Here is a 20,616-nt window from a genome sequence, read left to right on the forward strand (position 1 = left end):
TAAAAATCCGGCCCCACCCGGATTGGGTGGTGGAGGAGAGGTGGCGGGAAAAATCCGATCCCATTCCCCCTATCACAAAAATCGAGCTTTGGAAAGCGAAAATTCGAACTCGCTCCGTGGGAGCTCCCACAAAATCCGCGGTTTCAACCTCTCCTCGAATCACATCGGATGAAGCGGATGAGTGCTCCCATTCCTTTCGTAAAACACGTTTTTCTTTCGGGAGATATCCCAACTCGCGTCCAATTCCTGAAAGACCATTTTTTTAAAATCCATTACGGAAACAAGTATTGATCTTTTTCCGACGACTTCCTTCGCGGATACGGACGGAATTTGCACCGGTTTTTTTTGATCCCAGCGAATATCCAAAACGACGAGAAACAGCAGAACGCAGAAATAGAAGAAGAATAGTATCGTTTTAAGAAAATTTTCCAAGATTTTCTCCCAAGGCCTCGTAAAGTGTAAGAGCCGATTTTAACTTTTTACGGAGAATCGGCTCCAGGATTCCGTTACAAATCCTGTCGAGGTCCAGAATGTTTTCAACGGATATTTTTCTTTCCTTAAGATCCCGAAACCGAAGCACCAAAAACGTCTGGATCCACTGCGCCGTTCCGAGATCGTTCCTATCACCGTGAAGACAGTTCCCGCAGACGATTTCCAAAGGAGAAGTCTGTAACGTCACCGAGGTCATCTCCTTCAATTCGGTTCCACAGGAATGACAAAGCAGTTCCTTGGATAAAAATCCGCCCGCGACAAGAAGACGTAGTTTAAAGAACGGCAAAATCAAAGCGGAAGGACCGTTCTCCTCAAGCTCTTCCAACGCCCCGTAAAGCAACCTGAATTCGCCGGGATGTTCCGCTCCGTCGGGAGTAAACGCGGACGCAAGTTCCACGAGATAGGATACGAGCACCGTTCCGAAATAACCGGACTTCGCTTTATCGAAACGATTGATAAGCGAAATCTCTTTTACGTTATGCGTCTCTTTAATCTTGGAATGGTAATAATCCACGTCCGATAACGAACCAGGCTCCACGGATGCGATCGCTCTGGTTTTACTTTTACGGATACCTCGAACGCGAAAATTCTCGACCTGCCCCGCTTCCGGCAACAAACGAACGAGCGCGTCTCCGTCCAATATCGATCTCGATTCCAGAACGATCCCCCGGATTTTCCTCAAAGATCCGTTAGAATTTCCAGACATTCGTCTTCCTTCGATTTCATGATTCGCTCCTCCTCTTCACCACGTTCGTGATCGTATCCGAGCAAGTGCAGGAATCCGTGAACTAGGAGACGATAAAATTCGTCTTTGAAAGAATGGCCGATCTGCAAAGCCTGTCTCTCCAAAGTATCGACGGATATAACAATTTCGCCTAACGCGATCGGAGGAAGAGATTCGGACGGCAAAACGTTTCTTCGGACGAGTACGTTCTGCATCGGCGCCGAATCGAATTCCAACGGAAAAGAAAGAACGTCCGTAGTCTGATCCTTTCCCCTTCTTAGTAGGTTGATATCCCTCATATCGGAATCTCCCACTAACAGAATGGCGAGCTCACAAGGAGAATTTTTTAGTTCTTTGCGGAAAAGAAGTGCACAATTGGAACGAACCTCTTCCTCCTTCCACCAGGAAACGGTTCCGTAATCGTTAGAAATGGAGACGATATCTTCGATCAGTTTCCTTTCCCCGATGCGCCTTTGGTTTGTTTTTGCCCGTTTGAAAATTGCGCCGAGTTTTTCTTTTCCAAAGCTCTAGTCGCTTCCATACTGGGATATTTCGGTCTTGAATGAAGACTGGATAACAACACTTCCTTGAAAGAAGCCTTGATGACTTCGAGATCGCCTAACGTCAAACCGCATTCATCCAACTGATTTTCCGCAAGTTTGATTCCGATGATCTTCGAAATGAGATTGTCCAACGATTCGGGCGTAATTTCTTCGAGAGAACGGGAAGCAGCTTCCAAGGAATCCGCGATCATTACGATGGCCGTTTCCTTTCTTTGGGGTTTAGGGCCCGGATATTGGAAATCCTCTTTTTTCAGCTTTTTCTTTTGAGTCGGGGAAAGTTCCGACAAAGCCTTGTGATAAAAAAAAGCCATAGTGGAAGTCCCGTGATGTTCCGGAATAAAATCGATCACTTCGCGGGGGAGTCGCGCTTTTTTGGCCATTTCGATTCCGTCTAACACGTGATCGATGACGATCTTCGCCGCCAATGCCGGATTGTTCTTATCGATGTTTTCCTTTTTGGGAATCAAATGTTGATTCTCCACAAAAAAACCTGCGTTGGGAATCTTACCGATATCGTGAAAGTAAACCCCCACTCTGGTCAAAAGCCAATCCAGTCCGAGATTTTGACAGGCCCGTTCGGAAAGAGCCGCGACCATAAACGTATGTGTGTATGTGGACGGAGCCTTTGTCAAAAGATCCTGCAACAAAGGATGCCCCGTATCGGCCAATTCCATCAGTTTAAAACGAGTGGGGACGTTGAAAAGATATTCGTATATGGGAAGCAGAAACTGAGCCGCGGTAGAACAAGCGAAACCGTTAATCAGACAGAGAACATACAATTTGAATATGTTCGATTCGAGCAAGTCCCGAATCCAAGAACCGCTCGGAATAGCCACCCAATAATTTCTGGAATCGAAAAGATAACCGCTGGACGCGATGATGATTTGAACTCCCGCGATATACAAACCGGCTTTGATGAAGTCGATTCGTTTCCTAAGATTTCTTCCGTAACTGGCCGAGACGATGCAGGAAACGAAGGCCAACATAAACGAAACCGGGTTGTAGTGTGCAGCCGTAAAAACGAAGAAGGAAAGATAAAATCCGATCGCAATGGAAAGTTGTTCGTCGTAGATAAAACTGATGATCAGACAAATCATCCCGACCGGCACGAATAAAGCGAAGTAAAAGATCGAATCGTATTTGGTTTCGAAATTGAAAAAAATCCGGGAAGCGATCGTACAACTCAAAACCAAAAACCAGATCAAAGAAAACACGATCACGTTACTCGAAACGTCGTTCAAACGTTTCGGATTGTATTTTTTGAGAAAAATGTAGATGATGACGACGAAAACGGTCTGTATCAAAAGAATCGATACGATCGAGGCGATATTCGCCCGAGTCGCATACGTGTTTACTATTTGCAATTTTTTGAATATTTCCGGCGTGATGATCTCTCCGGATTTTACGATCACTTCTCCCGCTAAAATTCTGGAATTGACCGGCTCGGCGCGATCGGCCGCAAAACGTTTCGCCGCCAGAGTTTCTTCCGCGTTATACGAACAGGAAGGATTGGAATAAACGTAACTCAAGGCGATTTTCTGGACGATCGGAAGTACGGCGGAATCCATCCGAGAAAGTTTTTCCTGAGCCATCCGGTTGAGTACGTTCACGGTTTCCGGATCCCGATAAAGGTAGGATCTCGGAACGATATAACTTCCTTCCAGATTCGAAATTTGTTCTTTGATGCCTTGGTTACGAACCCGTGCACCGGTAGCTTTGAGAGTCGAAAAATCGGGAGGTAGATCGCGCAATATGCAAAAAGAAGAAAATACTAAATTAGAGTATTGTTGAACTAGATCCTTGAGTTTCCCCTTACCCGGGGTTTTATAGAGGAGTTCGATTTCTTCCTTAGAACGATTCTTCCACCGAGGAACAACGCCCAAAAGTTCGGGATAAACCTTACCTTCCGCGCTGGGTTTGAAGGAGCGGAAATTCTCCATGTCTTCCTGGATTGCGTTGTTGATCTGCTCCTGAAGCGCCGCGTAATCGCGATCGAAAACGAACGGCGCCGATTGGTAAGCGGCGAGTTTTTTCGCCTTGGTTTTGTCCTCGTCTTCGTAGACGATTTCCTTGGCGGAGATGATTTTTTCGGGAGCGGTTTTCCCCTCCGAATACAAACCGTCCGGAGAAAGATCCATCTTGTCCTGACCGAAAAAAGGAATGGCCAACATCCAAGTTACCATCAAAAGGGTGATCACAACAAGAACGACTTGAAATCTGCGGACGAACAAAATCGGACGAACACGGGTTAAAGTGTCCGTAATCCAAGCCATCGCAGATTCGACCTGTTCTCCCGGGCTGGGCATACGATCACAACTCCTCGAATTTACGAACGATCACTTCCACGAGCGGATGTCTGGTGATGTCCTCTTTTCCGAAAAACACCATTCCGATTTGATCCGTGTTTTTGAATAAAGTCACCACTTTTTCGAGTCCCGAACGACCGTGATCCAAATCGATTTGGGTAGAATCCCCGGAAATACACATACGGGAATTCCTTCCCAAACGCGTCATAATCATCTTTAGCTGAGCCAGAGTACAGTTTTGAGCCTCGTCCAAAATGATAAACGCATTCGAAAGAGTTCGTCCGCGCATAAACGCAACGGGAGCGATTTCGATTTTCGTAAGAGAAATGTATTCCTGCGTTTTTTCCGCGCCGATACATTCGCCTAACGCATCATAGACGGGTCGAAGGTAAGGATCGACCTTTTGATTGAGATCACCCGGTAAAAAACCGAGATTCTCCCCCGCTTCCACCGCCGGTCTCGTAAGTATGATTTTATCGATGCTCCCCGCCTGAAGAAAACGACACGCCGTAGCTACGGATAAGAACGTCTTCCCCGTACCGGCAGGCCCGAGTGCGAACGTGATCAGATTCTCCTGAAAGGACCGAAAGTACGTTTCCTGGTTTCGAGTCCTCGGAAAAATATGTTTTCCCCGGTATGTGGTGAGGATTTTTTCGCTCGGTTTCCAGGGCATGGCTCGATCGGTTTCGGTTTCCCATACCTTCTTTTTGCGAAGTTCCTTACCTGCATCTTTTAGAATATAAGCGAAATCGAATGAATCGGTAAAATCCCGATCGGGTCTTTCCCGGTAATTCGCTTCGAGTTTTTTGAAAAAATCGAGGGCAAAGTCAACCTTAGCGGATTCGCCTTCGAGCTGAAACCCGTTTCCTCTCGGGATGATATCCATCTCGAGTTGTTTTTCGAGAATTTTTACTCCTTCGTCGTTGATCCCGCAGATCTTACGGTAAAGATCCTGATTCTCGAAGTTGAATTGTTCTTTGCGCGTGGAAATAAACTTATACCTTTACGAGTTTGATCTTGAGTTCCTGGAGTTGTTTTTCCTCGACGGGAGAAGGACATTCGCTCATCAAACAAATACCCTTTTGCGTTTTCGGAAAAGCGATCACGTCTCGGATCGACTTTCCTCCGGTGAGAAGCATGAGCATACGATCGATTCCGAACGCCAAACCTCCGTGAGGAGGGGCTCCGTATTCGAGTGCTTCGAGTAAAAATCCGAATTTTTCCTTCGCATCTTCTTCTTCGATTCCGAGAACCTGAAAGACTTGATTCTGAATGTCGCGGGAATGGATCCTGATCGAACCGCCTCCGATTTCGACCCCGTTCATCACGAGGTCGTACGCCTTTGCGGTCGCGTTGCCCGCATTTTTTTGTAGGCTTTCCCTAGATTCAAAAAACGGAATACTATCGTCCGAAGGAGAGGTAAACGGGTGATGCAGAGCGTCCCAACGTTTGTGATCCTTGTTCCACTCGAACATCGGAAAGTCCACGATCCAAGTGATGTTGTTCTCGCCTTCTTTCGGAGTCTCGAAACGTTCCGAAAGTTTCAAGCGAAGAGCGCCTAACGAGTGATTGACGATTTCCTTTTCGTCTGCTCCGAAGAACAACATGTCCCCTTCTTTCGAACCGCAGGCTTTGGAGATCGCGTCGAGTTCCTCTTTTTTAAAACGTTTGGTGATCGTGGATTCGAGACCTTCGTTTCCGTGTTTCATATACGCGAGGCCCTTCGCTTTATAATCGCGATTCAACCACGCGGTGTAATCTTCGATTTCTTTTCTCGAGATAATGGAACCGCCGGGAACACAAACGACCTTAACGGTTCCTCCGCTTTTTACGGCTCCGGAGAATACGTTGAAGTCGCAATCCTTGACGATTTCGGAAACGTCCACGAGTTTCATACCGAAACGAAGGTCGGGTTTGTCGGAACCGTATTCTTCCATTGCGGTTTTATAGGTCATTCTCGGAAAAGGAACGGTAAGTTGAATGTTAAAAACTTCCTTATAAACCGAAGCGACCAGTCCTTCGATCTCCGCAAGAATTTCCTCCTGACTGACGAAGGAGAATTCCATATCGAGCTGAGTGAACTCGGGTTGTCTGTCCGCGCGCAGGTCCTCGTCACGGAAACACTTTACGATCTGGAAATATCTTTCCATTCCTCCGACCATGAGAATCTGTTTGAAAATCTGAGGCGATTGGGGAAGCGCGTAAAACTGATTCGGATTGAGACGGGAAGGAACGAGAAAGTCGCGAGCTCCTTCGGGAGTGGATTTGTTTAAGATCGGAGTTTCGATTTCTACGAACTTGCGTTTGTTGAGATAATTACGGATTGCGAATATGAATTCGTGTCGTTTCAACATCCGGTTTTTGAGTTCGTCCCTTCTGAAATCGAGATATCTGTATTTTAACTTCAGTTCCTCCGAAACGTCGTCGAACTCGTCCAAGGAGAACGGAGGCGTTTTAGCTATATTCAAGATTTCTAATTTGTCCAGAACGACTTCGATGGTTCCGGTTTCCATTCGGAGGTTGATGGATTCCGCGTCGCGTTTTTTGAGGGTTCCGGCGACCGCGAGAACGTATTCGGATCGGACCTTTTCCGCCAAAACGAACGTATCCCCGAGGAGTTCCTTGCGCGCAACGACTTGGATGATTCCGGTTCTGTCGCGGAGATCGATGAAAATCACACCGCCTTGGTCTCGAAAACGGAACGACCAACCGTAGAGAACGATCTTTTTTCCTTCTTGGGATTCGTTCAACTCTCCCGCCCAAGAACGATTTTTATAATTTTCCTGAATCCACTGTTCCAATGATTTTCCGTTTCCTATGCGGGACTTACTGAGGTCGCCTAAATTAATCTATATTATCAAATCTGCTAAGCTCGGGCCTAAAGGCAAGATGAAAAGAACCGATCGGACCGGAACGGTTTTTTGCGATGATGATTTCCGCTTTTCCTCGCATTTCGGGGCTGATCTCATCGTCTCCTTTTACCTTCTCTTCCCGGTAGATAAAGGAGACGATGTCCGCATCCTGCTCGATCGCACCCGATTCCCGAAGGTCGGAAAGCTGCGGTTTTTGATCCTTGGATCTTTGTTCCACCGCACGCGACATCTGGGAAAGCGCAATGATGGGACAACGCGCTTCCTTAGCCATCTGTTTGAGGGAACGTGAGATGGATGCGACTTCCTGTTGACGGCCCCCGTCCTTGTTTTTCGGATCGCTCATGAGCTGAAGGTAATCCACGACGATCAGACCGATCTTTTCGGTGGTGAGAAGTTTTCGCACTCGCCCTTTGAAGTCGTCTATCGTCAAACCGCCCGAGTCGTCGATGTAAATAGGAGCCGAAGTGACTCGCACGATCGATTCCAAAAGTTTGGGAGCGTCCGAACGGGTAAGTTCGGATTTTTTGAGTTTCATCGATTCCACCTGGGAATCGGCGCAGACCATCTTGAGAAGAAGTTCGATCCGGCTCATCTCCAAGGAGAAAATGACGACCGGCTGATTGTAAATCAAAGCCACGTTAGACGCTATGTTAAGCGCGAACGTGGTTTTACCGTTACCGGGACGGGCCGCGAGAATCATCAACTCGTGCTCTTTGAGTCCCGAAGTGGCCTCGTCGAGTTTGGTGAAATTAGTGCGAAGACCTGTGATCTGCCCCCGATTCTTCATGATCTCCATGATATAATCGGAAAGGGCCGCCTTGTCCGAAGAAACGGGAAGCAGACCTTTGGCGTCTATACTTCTGGAAATTTCGGTGAGATTCTTTTCAACCGTATTGAATACGGATTCGTTGTCGCCCGGTTCTTTGCGGATCAGCTCCAAAGATTCCTGAAGAATTTTGGCATACATTCTTCTTTCGGAAAAACGTTTGATCCGGGTCGCGTAGTACGCGATCGGTTGTGTTACTACGGTGTCTCTATAGAGAGAATAGATATAATTGAATTCTTTTTCTTCGTCTTTGAGAAGGGAATTTTCTTTGAGAAAGTTAAGGACGGAAACCGGGTCGATCGTGATCCGTTTATCGACGAGATCGGCGATGGCTTTGTAAACCCTTCTGTGAAGATCTACATAAAAGTCTTCCGGGGTAACGGGGACATCGATGAGATTGTCCGCTCCTTTGAGAAGCAGGAATCCTAAAAAGGCCCTTTCGGATTCCGGTTCAAATAAGGAGTCGGACTGCATGTCCCTCTAAAGAAGAAGAATTACTCTTCTTCTTTTTTAACGTTGAGCGTGATTACCGGTTGGATTCCTTCGGCAAGACGAATCTTGATTTTGTAGGAACCCAAATTGCGAATCGGCTCCGCGATTTCGATCTTTCTTTTGTCCAATTCGAAACCGTTCTTTTTCAGAATGGAGGCAACGTCGATCGGAGTCACGGCTCCGAACAGTTTTTCTCCCCCGCCGGTTTTTACGAGAATATCGTATTCTTTTCCGTTTAGATCGGAGGAAACTCCTTCCATCGTTTTTTTACGTTTTTCTCTTTTCAGTTCGCCCAACTTTCTTTGATGAAGGGCGGCTTTGGTATTTCCTTCGTTGGCGCGTACGGCGAGTCGTTTCGGGAAAAGGAAATTTCTCGCGTAGCCGTCCGCGACTTCCTTCACGTCCCCCGCGTCTCCGAGATTGATAACGTCTTTTTGTAAAATCACTCTCATGTTCGTACCTCAGTTCACCTTGTAGGGAAGAAGACCGATGCTTCTGGCTTTACGGATCTCGCGGGCGAGAACTCTTTGATAACGAGCGCTGGTTCCCGTAATTCTTCTCGGGATGATTTTACCTCGGTTGGTGATGAATCGTTCCAGAAGTTCGATGTTCTTATAATTGATTTGTTTTGCAAGTTCCGGATCGGCGGTAAAACGGCAGACCTTCTTCTTGTATTTATTCTGTTTTCTCTGCGGCTTTCCGTCCATTTCGGCGGATGCTTCGTTTTGTTCCGGTCTTTCGGAACGTTCTTCTTTGATTTCGTTTTCACTCATACATGTACCTCATTAAAACGGTATATCGTCGTCGCCATCCGGTGCAGGGCTGTAGTATTCCGGAGAGGATGGATAAGAATTTCCTCCGGAAGAAGAGGCGCCCGAAGAAGGAGAAGAGGAAGAATCGTCTCTGGAACCGAGGAGTTGAAAGTTCTCCACCACGATCCGAATTCGAGACGCCTTTTTTCCTTCGGGAGTTTCCCAAGTGTCCTGTTTTAGTCTTCCTTCAATGGCAATCTGCTTTCCTTTTTTGCAGTATTGCTGAATGATATCGGCCGGTTTTCCCCAGACCTCACAATCGAAGAAGTGGGACTCTTCCCTTTTTTCGCCGTTGGACACATACGTTCTACCGTTGGCCAAGGAAAAATTGACGAGAGACGTCCCGTTGATCGATTTGAACTCCGGGTCTCGCGTCAAACGCCCGACCAGAGTCACTCGGTTGATATCATTAGCCATTGAGGCGGACAACCATGGAACGAAGAATGTTCTGGTTGATTAAAAATTCTTTTTCCACTTTTTCGATGGCGCTTGGGTCCGCGCTGCATTTGTAGTGGTGAAAGACGCCCTGCTCTTCGTGTTTGATCGGATGCCAGAGTTTTCTTTGGCCCCAATCTTCGTCGGAAGTGACGCTCACGGAATGTTTCTTCAAAGTATCCTGTATTTCGGACTTTGCAGATTCCCGCGCGCTCACACGTGTGATGGTGGTGAGTTCGTAGTTTCTCAAAAAGTTTCTCCTATGGTTATAGCCCGCCTGCGATCGCGACGAGCAGAAGAACCGATAATTTAGCCTATTTTTTGCGCTGAGAGGTCGGGGTCAAGGGAGAATTGGTCGGTAGATCGAGAAATGCCCGATCCCCTTCCACTCTCAGCTCGGTTCCCAGTTCTGCGGAGAGAACGGAAATTTCGTGTAGGAATTCCTGCGCCTCCGGACCGGTAACGGGACGGATTCTATGATCCTCTTTTTGGAATTTGCCGAAAATCGGAACCAATTCCACGCGTTCCAAAACGTTTCTACGAATGTGGAGGATCGCAATCAGGTTGTGATTGAGGTAGGAATTCCTACTTCCGAAAATCAGATTCCCGAGAGAATACAAAATCACACCGCCCTTGTACAGTTCGATTCCCTGAGGAATGTGAGGATGGTGACCTACGACGAGTTTGACGCCTGAGTCGATCAAAACCTTCGCCGTTTTTCTCTGATCGGGGGTGGGAACGGGGGAATACTCCACACCCCAATGGAGCGAAACGATTCGGACCGGAGGAGGAATCGTCCTTCTTCTTTCCGCGAACGAAGACTGCAAAGAAGGCAAAAAAAACGGGGCGACACCCGGTTTGGAAGCGGTCGCGTAATGCGAAGGCTCAGCGATCGCGGTCACGGAATGGATTCTCAGATCGGAGCCCTTGCGACTCAACGAAAGCGGTTTGACCACTTCCGGCATTTTTTTGCCGGCACCTACGTTGAGAATATTATTTTTCTGTAATATAGAAAGTGTTTCCGTCATTCCCTGCGGACCGTGGTCGAAGGAATGATTGTTCCCGAGAAAAACCAGATCCACGCCTAAAAATTTGAGGGAATCCAAATCCTTTTCGTGTGCGGTGAAAACATAAGCCTTCTTGGATTCCTCGGTTTTGGAAGCGACTACGGGAGTTTCCAGATTGACCATCCGAAGATCCGCCTCTCCGAAAAGGGTCTTTAAACCTTCCACGGGAGCGACTTCGCCGTGTTTGTCGATCGTATCACGGATTCCCCAATTGAACATCACGTCTCCGCCGACAAGAACCTTGAGAAGATCCGGATCACGGTTCTGCTCCGGATGTAAGACCGCTTCGATCTTATCCTGAAGAATTTCCAAGGAAGAAGGAGTTTCCACGTCGGAAGGTTCGGAGTCTCGAATCCCCGGAAAACAATTCGCCGAAAGAAAAAGAAGGATAGGAACACAAAGACGCGCAACGAAAACGGTCGCGGGGAAAAGCGAGCATCGATCCGGAACGTTTTCGCTCGCAGAAGAATTAGAAAAAACGAATGTGTTTTCGGAGGCGACACCGTCCGCGGCAGCGGATCCTTTTTCGGAACCGGAATTACGACGATTTTGATCGGCACAACGGACTTCGCAGAAAGAACGACCGCGCATAAGAAGGCGTGTGAGGGAAAAAACGTCACCTTCGGCAAAAATACGGGAAAAATTTCGAAATCTTAAGACAAAAAAACGATACAAAGACGGAAAGCGGGGCACGAAGGTAGGATAGGAATCGGAGGTCGGTTTGGAAAGATTTTTTTCACTCGTAGGAATTCCGACCGATAGATAAGAACTGAGTTGTAGTTCCCACGTTTTGGCGGGGAAATTTCCCTGGATGAAAAATTCCGAGCAGAAACACGTTGTGGAACAGAAACGATCGGAGAGGGAGTTCCCGCAAAAAAAGAGGACGTCAAAGAAGAAGACGAAAAAAATCCCCGATTCGAAATCGGGTCCTGCGCACGCATTTTCGAACGATTTTTAGATCGAAATTCGGACCGAATATATTATAAAAATATAAAATATCCAAGAACCGTGAGCGATAAACCGAACAAACCGATCGGCAACCCGGCCTTGATCATATCTTTGATTTCGAAACCTCCCACCGCATACGCGATCGCGTTCGGCGGAGTGCTCACCGGAAGCGACATGGCGAGGGACGCCGACAAGGCGATTCCAAGACAGATCTCCAAAAGATAAACGGACGATCCGGGCAAAATAGAGGCGGACAAAGGAAAGGCGAACGGAACGAGAAGATTGGTCGCCGCGGTGTTCGACATAAACGTACTTAAAAGAAGCGCGACTCCGCAAAGAAAAAACAAAACTCCGACGGCATATTCTAATTTTGTAATAGGTTTTAGGATTTCGGAAAACCAAACTCCCATTCCGCTCTGTTGCAAACCGACTCCGATCGCGATTCCCCCCGCGATGAGAATCAAAACGGACCATTCGAGCGAGTTGACGTCCTTTTCGTCCAGAATTCCGAAAGAGGGGAAAAGGATCAAAGGCAGAAGAGCCACGACCCCCGCCGGAATCCCGTGAAGATTCTCCGAAAACCAAAGCGCGACCGTTCCAAGAAAAATCAAAGCAGTCGTTCTGAATCGAAACGAGTTCGTTCCCCCTTCGGGTTCGTCGAATTCGACCGAAATCTCCAGACTTCCGTTCTCCGGAAATAATTTCAAAAGAAGAAGCCAGGCGAACAGGATCAAAACGAGGGCCAACGGAACCGCGAACATCATCCAGCTTCCGAAAGAAACAGAAATTCCCTGCTGTTTCAAAAGACTCATAGCGATGATGTTAGGCGGCGATCCGATCGGAGTCCCCACTCCTCCGATATTTGCGGCAAAAGGAATTCCGAGTAGCAACGCCTTTCGAAACGGCTCTTTTTCTGGTAAAACTCGGAACAAAGGAAAACAAAGAGCGATCATCATGGAAGTGGTCGCAGTATTACTCATCCACATCGAGATAAATCCCGTCGTGAACATAAAGCCCAGTAATACACGGGAGCTTTTCGTTCCGAACCTGCGTATGATTCGATTCGCAAGAAACCGATCCAATCCGGTTTTTACGCTGGCCTTCGCCAGAACGAAACCACCCAAAAAAAGTATAATGGAAGAATCGGCGATCGAGGAAAGAAAAACGTTCGGTGGAGGGTTCTTTCCGGTTTTGAATTCGAAGAGGGAAAGTTGTAAAGGATTGGAAAGGAAAAAAATTTCCGCGAAGAGAATCAAAACCGAAGTGGCGTAACCTGGAATCGGTTCCGAAACCCAAAATACCGCCGCGATCAAAAAGATCGCGATCATAATCGCAACGTGAATCGGAATCGAACCTACAAAAGCCATTTGAAAAAGAAAAGCGAACGTTACCGCGGGAAAAAGAATTAGCAGGGAGATTTTTTTCATCATCGTATTGAAGTTCGACCGAGGATCGTCCTTAAAACCGGAAACACAAGCACGAAATCGATCCCTACGTTCTTATACGGGAACGGAAGAGAGTCCGTTTAAAAAATTGTAGTCCGCTTTCTTTCGGAAAGAATCATGGTATTCGATTTAGAAAAACGTATGTCCGAAAAAGTTTCCGTAATCATGCCCGTATACAACTCCGAAAAATTCATAGGAGACAGCATACAAAGCGTTCTCCGTCAGACGTATACGGATTGGGAATTGATGATCGTGGACGATCTATCAAAAGACGGAAGTCGGGAATTGATGAAGCAATACGCAAAGTCGGACTCCCGTATCCGCGCCCTGTTCAAAGAAACGAACTCCGGTTCCGCCGACACTCGCAATCATGGAATTCGAAACGCGACCGGAAGATACATCGCCTTTTTGGATTCAGACGATCTTTGGGACGAGACCTTTTTGGAAGAGCAGATTCGTTTGATGAAGGAAAACGACGCCGCCTTTTCCTTTTCCGCGTTTCGAGTAATCGACGAAAATTCGAATCCGATCCTTCGGCCGCAACTCGTACACAAAACGAAAATAGATTATAAGGATTCCCTGTTTTACAATCGTATCGGCCTATTAACGGCGATGTACGATTCTCGGGTCGTTGGGAAGATGTATTTCGACGTTTCCCTGAAAAGCCTTAGGGACGACTACGCGTTATGGTTGGATATTTTGAAAAAGACCCCGTTTGCGATCGGGAATAGGAAAGTCCAGGCGAGTTATCGGGTAAGAAAAGGGGCGGTAACGGCTAACAAGAAGAAGTTGATCCTTCCGCATTACCGTATGTTGAGAAACCGTGAAAAGGTGGGTTTAGCGAGGGCGCTTTTTTCCACGGCGGTTTGGGGATTATTAGGATTAAAGAAATACTATCTCGAACGCAACTAAATTCGTAAGAACAAAAACCACACCTTCAGCTCGGTTTTATATCCGACAAAAACCTGGCGGCGACTTCTCTCGCCTCGCGGATGACGTGATGCATATCCATATAACGATACGTGGCCAGCCTGCCCAAAAAGGTGACTTTCGTTTCTTTCATTAGAATATCTTGATATTTTTGTAATCTTTCCATGTCGGCATCCAAACGTTTCGGGTAATACGGAACGTCAGAAACGTCGGTCTCTTTGCTGAATTCCTTGAACCATACGGTCTTTTCGTGTTTTTCCCAGGGCGCAAAATGTTTGTGTTCGTGGATTCTAGTCCAGGGAACTGATTCGTCGCAATAATTGATCACTGCGTTTCCTTGAAAATCCCCTTCCCCGGTTCCTTTTTCGAAAAAGACGGTCCGGTAACCCAAACGACCGAATCGATATCCGAAGTATTCGTCTATCGGGCCCGTGTAAAACGTATGATCGAAATCAATCCCCCGTCCTCCGGGATCGAACTTTGTATTCAATAAAACTTGTATATTAGAATGATCTAACATTCTTAGAACGATCTCCGTATAACCCGACTCTGGAATTCCTTGATACGGATCGTTGTAATAGTTATCGTCGTAACTAAAACGAACCGGAAGCCGTTTTAAAATGGAAGCGGGAAGCTCTTTTGGATCGCAACCCCACTGCTTTTTCGTATAACCGAAAAAAAACGCTTTGTATAACCTTTCCCCGAGAAACTTCAGAGCCTGTTCTTCGAAATTGGCGGGCTCTTGAATGGAAGAATCCGCCTGCTCTTCGACAAATCGTCTCGCTTCGGAAGGATTCAAGCTCTTCTCGAAAAGTTGATTGATGGTATGAAGATTTACCGGCAGCGAATATACACGGTCTCCATATTTCGCCTTCACACGATTGACGAAAGGAATGAACTTAACGAATGAATTCACGTAATTCCAAGTTTCGACGTCGTCCGTATGAAAAATATGCGGTCCGTATTTATGAACCATCACACCCGTATCGCCGTCGCGTTCGGTATGACAATTTCCGCCGATATGATCTCTTTGATCCAATACGGTGATTTTTACGGAATCCTTGAGAGCGGACGCCAGTTCGTGTGCGACGACCGCACCCGAAAAACCCGCACCTACGATCAAAACGTTCAGAGACGAAGACAAATTAGTTTCTCCTAATATACTTACGCGAACTTATCACCGAAATCGCCGTATCAATCATACGAAACGGCGATATAAAAAAAGCGAGGAACAAAAAGAAGATCGCAGCCGGTTTAAACCCGTTACGCAGACAACGTTTCATATAAAACCGCATCTGATCGAACGCAAGACTTTTCACCAAACCGATCCGATAAAACAGACGTTCCGGGAGATTCAGACGCGCATAAAATTTAGACGCGGACGGACGTTTGATTTTTTCATACCTTTCGAACGGGGGAAGTTCGATCACCGAATAGGTTTTCGTTCCGGGAGAAACCTCGAAGGTTCCCATGAGCACCGGAACTTTTAAAATGGAAAAATTTAATGCGACAGAACAGAGAAACTCAAAATCCATATCGTAGTGATTATCCCCGTTCATCCCTCCCACGGTCCGTTGTACTTCCGGCTTATAAAGATAACCGACCGGATTAAAACAATAGGAATGAAAATTCCACCAAAACATCATACCCCGAAAGGTCGAAGAAGGAGTCTGCCTTCTTACAAAGCCGTCCATACGAACTAAAACGTCCCCCATTACGAAATCCGGATCCGATTCCAAATACGGGGAAACCTCGGATAGGGCTCCCGGCAAAAGGCGATCATCCGCGTTTAGATAAAGCATATAATCGCCCGTAACGAAACGTAATGCCTTGTTCATCGCGTCCGACTGACCTTTATCGGGTTCGCTGATCCATTTCAAATGCGGATAACGTTTCAAAATATCGACGGTACCGTCGGTCGAACCGCCGTCAATGACGACGTGTTCGAAATTTTCGTAACCCTGCTCTAAAACGTTTCGAATACAGCCCTCGATTACAGCCGAAGACTGATAGGAAGGAGTGATGATCGAGATTTTTTTCTTCAAAATAAAAATTCCGTCTACGTCGGTTTATATTTTAGCACTGTACGTTACGATCAACGCGGCTTCAAAGATAAATTTATATGAGTAAATCATAATAAAGAACGATAAACTTCCGCAGTTTTTTCTGCGGTCTTTTTCCAACTAAAATCCGCCGCCCGCTTTTTTCCGGCACGGAGAATTGTATCCCGCTCTTTTCCTTCTTTCCAGGCGGATTCCAAGGTGGAAACGAAACTATCCTTGTCTCTCGGATCGAAATAAAAAGCCGCCTCCGCTCCTATCTCCGGCAAACTGCTCGAATTCGACAAAAGAGGAACACAACCGTGATTCATGGATTCCAAAACCGGAATCCCGAAACCTTCGTATAACGAGGGGAATACGAAAACCCGCGCGTTTTCGTACAAGAATTTCAGCTCGGAATCGGAAACCTCTTTTTGTATCGCCCTTTCCTTCAAACCGTATTCTTCCAAAAGAAACAATTCCTTTTCCGAAAAATCGCCTCCTCCCGCACAATATAAGAATATCCGGTTATTCTCATGTATAAACGGAGCCGCCGCCTGGACGAAAAAATCGAAATTCTTATAGCCGTCCCTATTTCCTACGAAAAGGATAAAATCCGCGTCCGGAAGCGGTATTTTCTGAGAAGGAGAAGATGTTCCTCCGGAAGCAGACAGATGAATAACCCGGACGAGGTCCTCCGGAATTCCGAATAATTCGACCAGGTCTTTTTTTGTGTGTTCCGAAATCGCAATAATTGCGTCCGCATTCTCGACGACCGCACGTTTGGTTTTCCGGATCGGATCCCTTACGAGATAATCGGGAAAACGTTCATGAATCATATCATAGACGGTAATTACATAAGGTTTATTTAATATATTCGAATAGTAATCGAAATAATAAGTCGGGTGAAATACGTCAAAAGAGCCCTTTCGGATCATGTTCGACGACCGGGGCTGATTTAACAAATTCGTGATCCTGTTTTTACCCGGAAAAGCGAACGAATGCGGATACAACTCATCCAAAAAGGAATTCTTCCGATATGAACGTATATACTCGTTTCTATTGATCCAAAGGGCCAGCGCCGGCTCGACGTCGCAGTCCGGACAAATATCGAAATGTTCGATCAATTCGGAAAAATATCGGGAAATCCCCCCAAAACGCTGCAAAGAAAACGTTTGATGATCGTACAAAACCCTCATAAAAAATAATATAAGAAAATTAGAATAAACAAATATTCAAAGAGTTTTATTCAATATCCGATAGTGATCGGACATCGTTTTGGATTTTAAAAATATCCGAATCCAGAGTAGATATAGTTTACGAAACGGTCCCCGAAGGAGGTTCAAAAACAGACCGGAAAGTCTCCTCTTCGAGAATATATGAAACGTTCCGTTGGAATAAAAACGCAGGTTTAGCCGCGATGCGATTTCCGTTAACGTTCTTTTTTGGAAGAATACGATATGTTGTCCTCCTTCGAAAGCGAAATAAAACCAATCCTTCGGTGCCGGGGCCTTAAAAAGTTCGGTGGAAAAAACGATAAGATCGGCATTCGTTTTTTGGAATGTATCCGCAATAAATCCGATTGGATCGACCGTATGTTCGAGGACTTCGAAGGCGGAAACGGCGTCGTATTTCCTTTTTTCGGAGAATTCGGCCTCAAATCCCTTAGCGAGAAAATTATCGCAGTACGGATCCGACCAGTAATAATCGAAACCGCGGTCGCGCATCAAACGGGTCATCATTCCGTAACCGCCCGCGATATCGGCATAAGACCCTTCCGCTCCGAAAAGTTTAAACAGAATGCAGGAAAGCATTTCCGAAAAATACAGATTTCTGCGGATTAAACCCGTATCCGCGTCTATGATCGCATCGCCGTACGCTTCCTCCAACCAATAAGGGTGTTCCGTTTGTAACGCCCCGCAACGATCGCAATAGTAGTACGATACATCATATTTCCCTAATACTCTTTCCCGGAAAGAAAAAGCGACACTCTCATCACAAACTCTACAATTCATTCTATTTTCTTAATCAACCTGGCAGGATTTCCCGCATAAACACACTTAGGCGGAATGTCTTTCGTAACGACCGAACCCGCACCGATCACGCTTCCTTCTCCGATCGTTACTCCACCGAGTATGATAGAGCCGCTTCCGATCCAGACGCCGTTTTCGATACGAATAGGCTTTTCCGTGATCCCGGTTTGACGAAGTGTAGAATGTAGGGAATATTCATGTCCGCGCGCCAAAACCATAACTCTGTGCCCGAACGTTACCGCATCCCCGATTTCGATCGAGCCGTTTCCGTCACCCGCATTCAAAAGTACGTCCACCAAAAAAACGTCTTTTCCTATTTTAATGTTCTTGTGCCCGTTATAAACGCGGAAACCGTTTTCGAACGTCGTACGATCGCCTACACGGCGAATTTTACGAAAGTGCCATCCGGAACTTCTGGAGTCTCGCCAAACAATGATGAGACGATTGACGAGATATTGAGGTAACAAACCGAATAATAGTCTAAGCATATTTAAGTATATTAGAATTTTATCATCTTTCTGATCAACCGGAAGATCTTTCCGATCCAAAGACGCGAACTGAAAAACTCGGATTCGATGTAAGAGTCGAAATCCGTATTTCTTTTGATTTCCTGCGGAAATACGATCTTATCAGGTAACGAGTTCCGTTTGAACTTTTCTCTCGGATCGTCGGCCGCATCCGTATGACTGGATCCTTCGCCGAAACCGATGTTCTCAACGAGATTGACCGGAGGATTTACCGCAAGTCCGCCTTCCACATTGAGCGTGTAAACCCACTGAAAATCCCAAGTGTCGATCAAGCCGGAATAAGTTTTTTCCAATCGATCCTCCCAAAAGCGTATAACGTAAGATCGACTTCCCTTCCAAGGTGATACGAGCAGACGCTTCCAAACTTCCGCGCTCCGCAGATATTTTCCCCAAGCCCGTCTCCAAGTCGCCCAACCCCAGACCTGCGGATATCGCGAGAAATAGATTTCTTCCGATCCGATTTTTTTCCGTTCGTGAATAAAATTCGTTCCTGCGATGTGCATGACCTTAGGATCGTTTCGAAATTCAGCGAGCATATGTTCGCAAAAGAGAAAGAATTGGTCGGAAGGAAGACAATCATCCTCCAAGATAATTCCTTCTTCTTCGTTTTCGAAAAACCAATCGATCCCTTCCGAAACGGCTCGTTTACATCCGAGATTTTTTTCTCTAAAAAGAGTTTTCACCTCGCAACTCCAATCCACAGAACGAACGATCGAACGGACCTGCTCGCATCGCTCCTTCTCCTCGGGTCGATTTTCCCTCGGACCGTCCGCCGCGATATAAAGACGGGAAGGTTTTCTGCTTCGGATGGAGTCGAACACCTTTCTCGTTTCTTCGGGACGGTTGAAGACTAAAAATAATATAGGGACTTTATACATTAGACTATTAAAATATACTTAATTTTCTCGAATTTGATTCCAAACTAACAAAAGCCGACCAAGCGCTACGCTTATGAGAAAAACTTACGATAAACGATCCAAGTATTCTAAAAAATCTTTTTTCCATCTATCGCGGGAATAAAATTTTTCGACTCTTTTGAAACCGCTTTCTCCCATCGAAGAAATAAGACGCGGAGCGTTGTGGAGTAAAATTAGTTTTTCCACGAACGTATCCGGCGACGATATCGGACAAACAAAACCCGTAACCTCGTCGAGCACTGTCTCCGGAAGACCTCCCTGATCGGAAACGACACAGGGAAGTTTGGCCGCCATCGCCTCCAAAACGGAGATCCCCTGGCTTTCTATCCTACTCGGCTGAAGGTAAACGGAACCTTCCGGAACCTCGGAAATAGGATTTTTTCTCCAACCTAAAAAACGAATATTCGAAAAACCTTGTGTTCGAAGGCGACATTCTTCCAAAAGGGAACCTTCTCCAAACCAAAAAAATTCGCTCTCAATCCTTGCGGAAACCGACTTGGCGATCTCGATCCACAAAAAGGGAGACTTGTATTCCTCTACGTGACCGAACGTGTAAACGGACAATTTATCGTTCGAATCGGAGCGCGTTTTTTTCCGTATTCCGGAATCGACGTTGGTAATCGGATTAGGAAGAACGTTTATGTATTCTTGTCGATTCTCGAGTCTCCAAGTTTCTGCGATTCTCCGTTTGGAGAATTCACTGACGGTAAGTATTCTCCTACTTTTTGTTAAACGAACTCGGAAAGGCCAAACTCCGAGAAGCCGAACACCCCGAACAACGAATTCCGGATACGTATGTTGGACGTAGACGAGTTTAGAAAAGAGAAAGAAGAATACGGATCCAATCGGGGGAGATCCGACACTAAGGAGAACAAGATCGGGTTTGATCTTCCATCGAACGTAAACCGACAACAGAAAATCATGGATCAGAAAAAAAGGAAATTTTCTTAAAAGACGAACCCGAATCACGGAGAAAAAACGAGGAAGACGAAACCAGACGATTTTTTCGTTCATCCTTTGGCTTTCTTTTAAACCCGATACGGCCTCCTCCGAATCGTATACGAATACCACCTCATACGCGGAGTCCGAAAGAGCTGATAACGTATTTTCAAGAGCAGTACGCGTTCCTCCGAATTCTCCGAACTCAGCCAAAATTGACAGTTTCATTTTCGAAATTCCGGTTTGAT

General features: G+C 46.3%; 21 protein-coding genes. 1 reads left to right on the forward strand and 20 read right to left on the reverse strand.

Annotation, left to right across the window (positions count from 1 at the left end; all coding sequences use genetic code 11):
• Positions 1–159: 159 nt before the first annotated feature.
• From EHQ17_RS14250 to EHQ17_RS14310, 13 genes are all read right to left on the reverse strand, one after another.
• Complete coding sequence (locus EHQ17_RS14250) at positions 160–432, reverse strand: hypothetical protein (protein ID WP_135593023.1); 273 nt, start codon at positions 430–432, stop codon at positions 160–162.
• Positions 416–1,198, reverse strand: a complete 783-nt coding sequence (recO, locus tag EHQ17_RS14255) for a DNA repair protein RecO (protein ID WP_135593025.1) — start codon at positions 1,196–1,198, stop codon at positions 416–418. Before recO ends, EHQ17_RS14250 begins: the two co-directional genes overlap by 17 nt.
• Complete coding sequence (gene ybeY / locus EHQ17_RS14260; RefSeq protein ID WP_135593028.1) at positions 1,171–1,647, reverse strand: rRNA maturation RNase YbeY; 477 nt, start codon at positions 1,645–1,647, stop codon at positions 1,171–1,173. Before ybeY ends, recO begins: the two co-directional genes overlap by 28 nt.
• A 17-nt stretch (positions 1,648–1,664) precedes the next feature.
• Complete coding sequence (locus tag EHQ17_RS14265) at positions 1,665–4,085, reverse strand: HD family phosphohydrolase (protein WP_135593030.1); 2,421 nt, start codon at positions 4,083–4,085, stop codon at positions 1,665–1,667.
• Between the two features lie 4 nt (positions 4,086–4,089).
• Complete coding sequence (locus EHQ17_RS14270; RefSeq protein WP_135593032.1) at positions 4,090–4,971, reverse strand: PhoH family protein; 882 nt, start codon at positions 4,969–4,971, stop codon at positions 4,090–4,092.
• Between the two features lie 109 nt (positions 4,972–5,080).
• Positions 5,081–6,886, reverse strand: coding sequence for an aspartate--tRNA ligase (gene aspS, locus EHQ17_RS14275; RefSeq protein WP_135593034.1), 1,806 nt, complete (start codon positions 6,884–6,886; stop codon positions 5,081–5,083).
• A 43-nt stretch (positions 6,887–6,929) separates the two neighbouring features.
• The gene (dnaB, locus tag EHQ17_RS14280; RefSeq protein WP_135593036.1) at positions 6,930–8,258 is read right to left on the reverse strand and encodes a replicative DNA helicase; all 1,329 of its coding nucleotides are present in this window, start codon (positions 8,256–8,258) and stop codon (positions 6,930–6,932) included.
• Between the two features lie 20 nt (positions 8,259–8,278).
• On the reverse strand, positions 8,279–8,728 hold the full coding sequence (gene rplI / locus EHQ17_RS14285) for a 50S ribosomal protein L9 (protein ID WP_135593038.1): 450 nt from the start codon (positions 8,726–8,728) through the stop codon (positions 8,279–8,281).
• A gap of 9 nt (positions 8,729–8,737) precedes the next feature.
• Complete coding sequence (gene rpsR / locus EHQ17_RS14290; protein ID WP_135593040.1) at positions 8,738–9,049, reverse strand: 30S ribosomal protein S18; 312 nt, start codon at positions 9,047–9,049, stop codon at positions 8,738–8,740.
• Between the two features lie 12 nt (positions 9,050–9,061).
• The gene (locus EHQ17_RS14295) at positions 9,062–9,505 is read right to left on the reverse strand and encodes a single-stranded DNA-binding protein (RefSeq protein WP_135593042.1); all 444 of its coding nucleotides are present in this window, start codon (positions 9,503–9,505) and stop codon (positions 9,062–9,064) included.
• The gene (rpsF, locus tag EHQ17_RS14300; RefSeq protein WP_135593043.1) at positions 9,498–9,773 is read right to left on the reverse strand and encodes a 30S ribosomal protein S6; all 276 of its coding nucleotides are present in this window, start codon (positions 9,771–9,773) and stop codon (positions 9,498–9,500) included. The genes EHQ17_RS14295 and rpsF overlap by 8 nt, the downstream gene beginning before the upstream one ends.
• 64 nt (positions 9,774–9,837) lie before the next feature.
• Complete coding sequence (locus EHQ17_RS14305) at positions 9,838–10,920, reverse strand: CapA family protein (protein ID WP_425460717.1); 1,083 nt, start codon at positions 10,918–10,920, stop codon at positions 9,838–9,840.
• A gap of 650 nt (positions 10,921–11,570) precedes the next feature.
• A complete protein-coding gene (locus EHQ17_RS14310; protein ID WP_135593088.1) occupies positions 11,571–12,965 on the reverse strand; it encodes a DASS family sodium-coupled anion symporter in 1,395 nt (464 codons plus the stop codon).
• Between the two features lie 135 nt (positions 12,966–13,100).
• Between EHQ17_RS14310 and EHQ17_RS14315 the strand changes: the two genes are divergently transcribed.
• Positions 13,101–13,895: a glycosyltransferase family 2 protein gene (locus EHQ17_RS14315; protein ID WP_246057563.1), complete on the forward strand. Its 795-nt coding sequence runs from the start codon at positions 13,101–13,103 to the stop codon at positions 13,893–13,895.
• A gap of 25 nt (positions 13,896–13,920) precedes the next feature.
• Here the strand turns inward: EHQ17_RS14315 and glf are convergent, their stop codons facing one another.
• The 7 genes from glf to EHQ17_RS14350 form a co-directional block, all read right to left on the reverse strand.
• A complete protein-coding gene (gene glf, locus EHQ17_RS14320; protein ID WP_246057564.1) occupies positions 13,921–15,057 on the reverse strand; it encodes a UDP-galactopyranose mutase in 1,137 nt (378 codons plus the stop codon).
• 1 nt (position 15,058) lies between these two features.
• On the reverse strand, positions 15,059–15,958 hold the full coding sequence (locus tag EHQ17_RS14325; protein WP_210412919.1) for a glycosyltransferase family 2 protein: 900 nt from the start codon (positions 15,956–15,958) through the stop codon (positions 15,059–15,061).
• Between the two features lie 86 nt (positions 15,959–16,044).
• Positions 16,045–17,151, reverse strand: a complete 1,107-nt coding sequence (locus EHQ17_RS14330) for a glycosyltransferase family 4 protein (protein ID WP_135593045.1) — start codon at positions 17,149–17,151, stop codon at positions 16,045–16,047.
• A 36-nt stretch (positions 17,152–17,187) separates the two neighbouring features.
• Positions 17,188–17,967, reverse strand: coding sequence for a class I SAM-dependent methyltransferase (locus tag EHQ17_RS14335; RefSeq protein ID WP_135593047.1), 780 nt, complete (start codon positions 17,965–17,967; stop codon positions 17,188–17,190).
• Positions 17,964–18,473 (reverse strand): acyltransferase, encoded by a 510-nt coding sequence (locus EHQ17_RS14340; protein WP_135593049.1) that lies wholly within the window; start codon positions 18,471–18,473, stop codon positions 17,964–17,966. Before EHQ17_RS14340 ends, EHQ17_RS14335 begins: the two co-directional genes overlap by 4 nt.
• Positions 18,474–18,484: 11 nt before the next feature.
• A complete protein-coding gene (locus EHQ17_RS14345; RefSeq protein WP_135593051.1) occupies positions 18,485–19,390 on the reverse strand; it encodes a hypothetical protein in 906 nt (301 codons plus the stop codon).
• An 84-nt stretch (positions 19,391–19,474) separates the two neighbouring features.
• A complete protein-coding gene (locus tag EHQ17_RS14350; protein ID WP_135593053.1) occupies positions 19,475–20,596 on the reverse strand; it encodes a glycosyltransferase family 4 protein in 1,122 nt (373 codons plus the stop codon).
• Between the last annotated feature and the right edge of the window lie 20 nt (positions 20,597–20,616).

It is taken from the genome of Leptospira gomenensis (assembly GCF_004770155.1).
Taxonomy (GTDB): Bacteria; Spirochaetota; Leptospiria; order Leptospirales; family Leptospiraceae; genus Leptospira; species Leptospira gomenensis.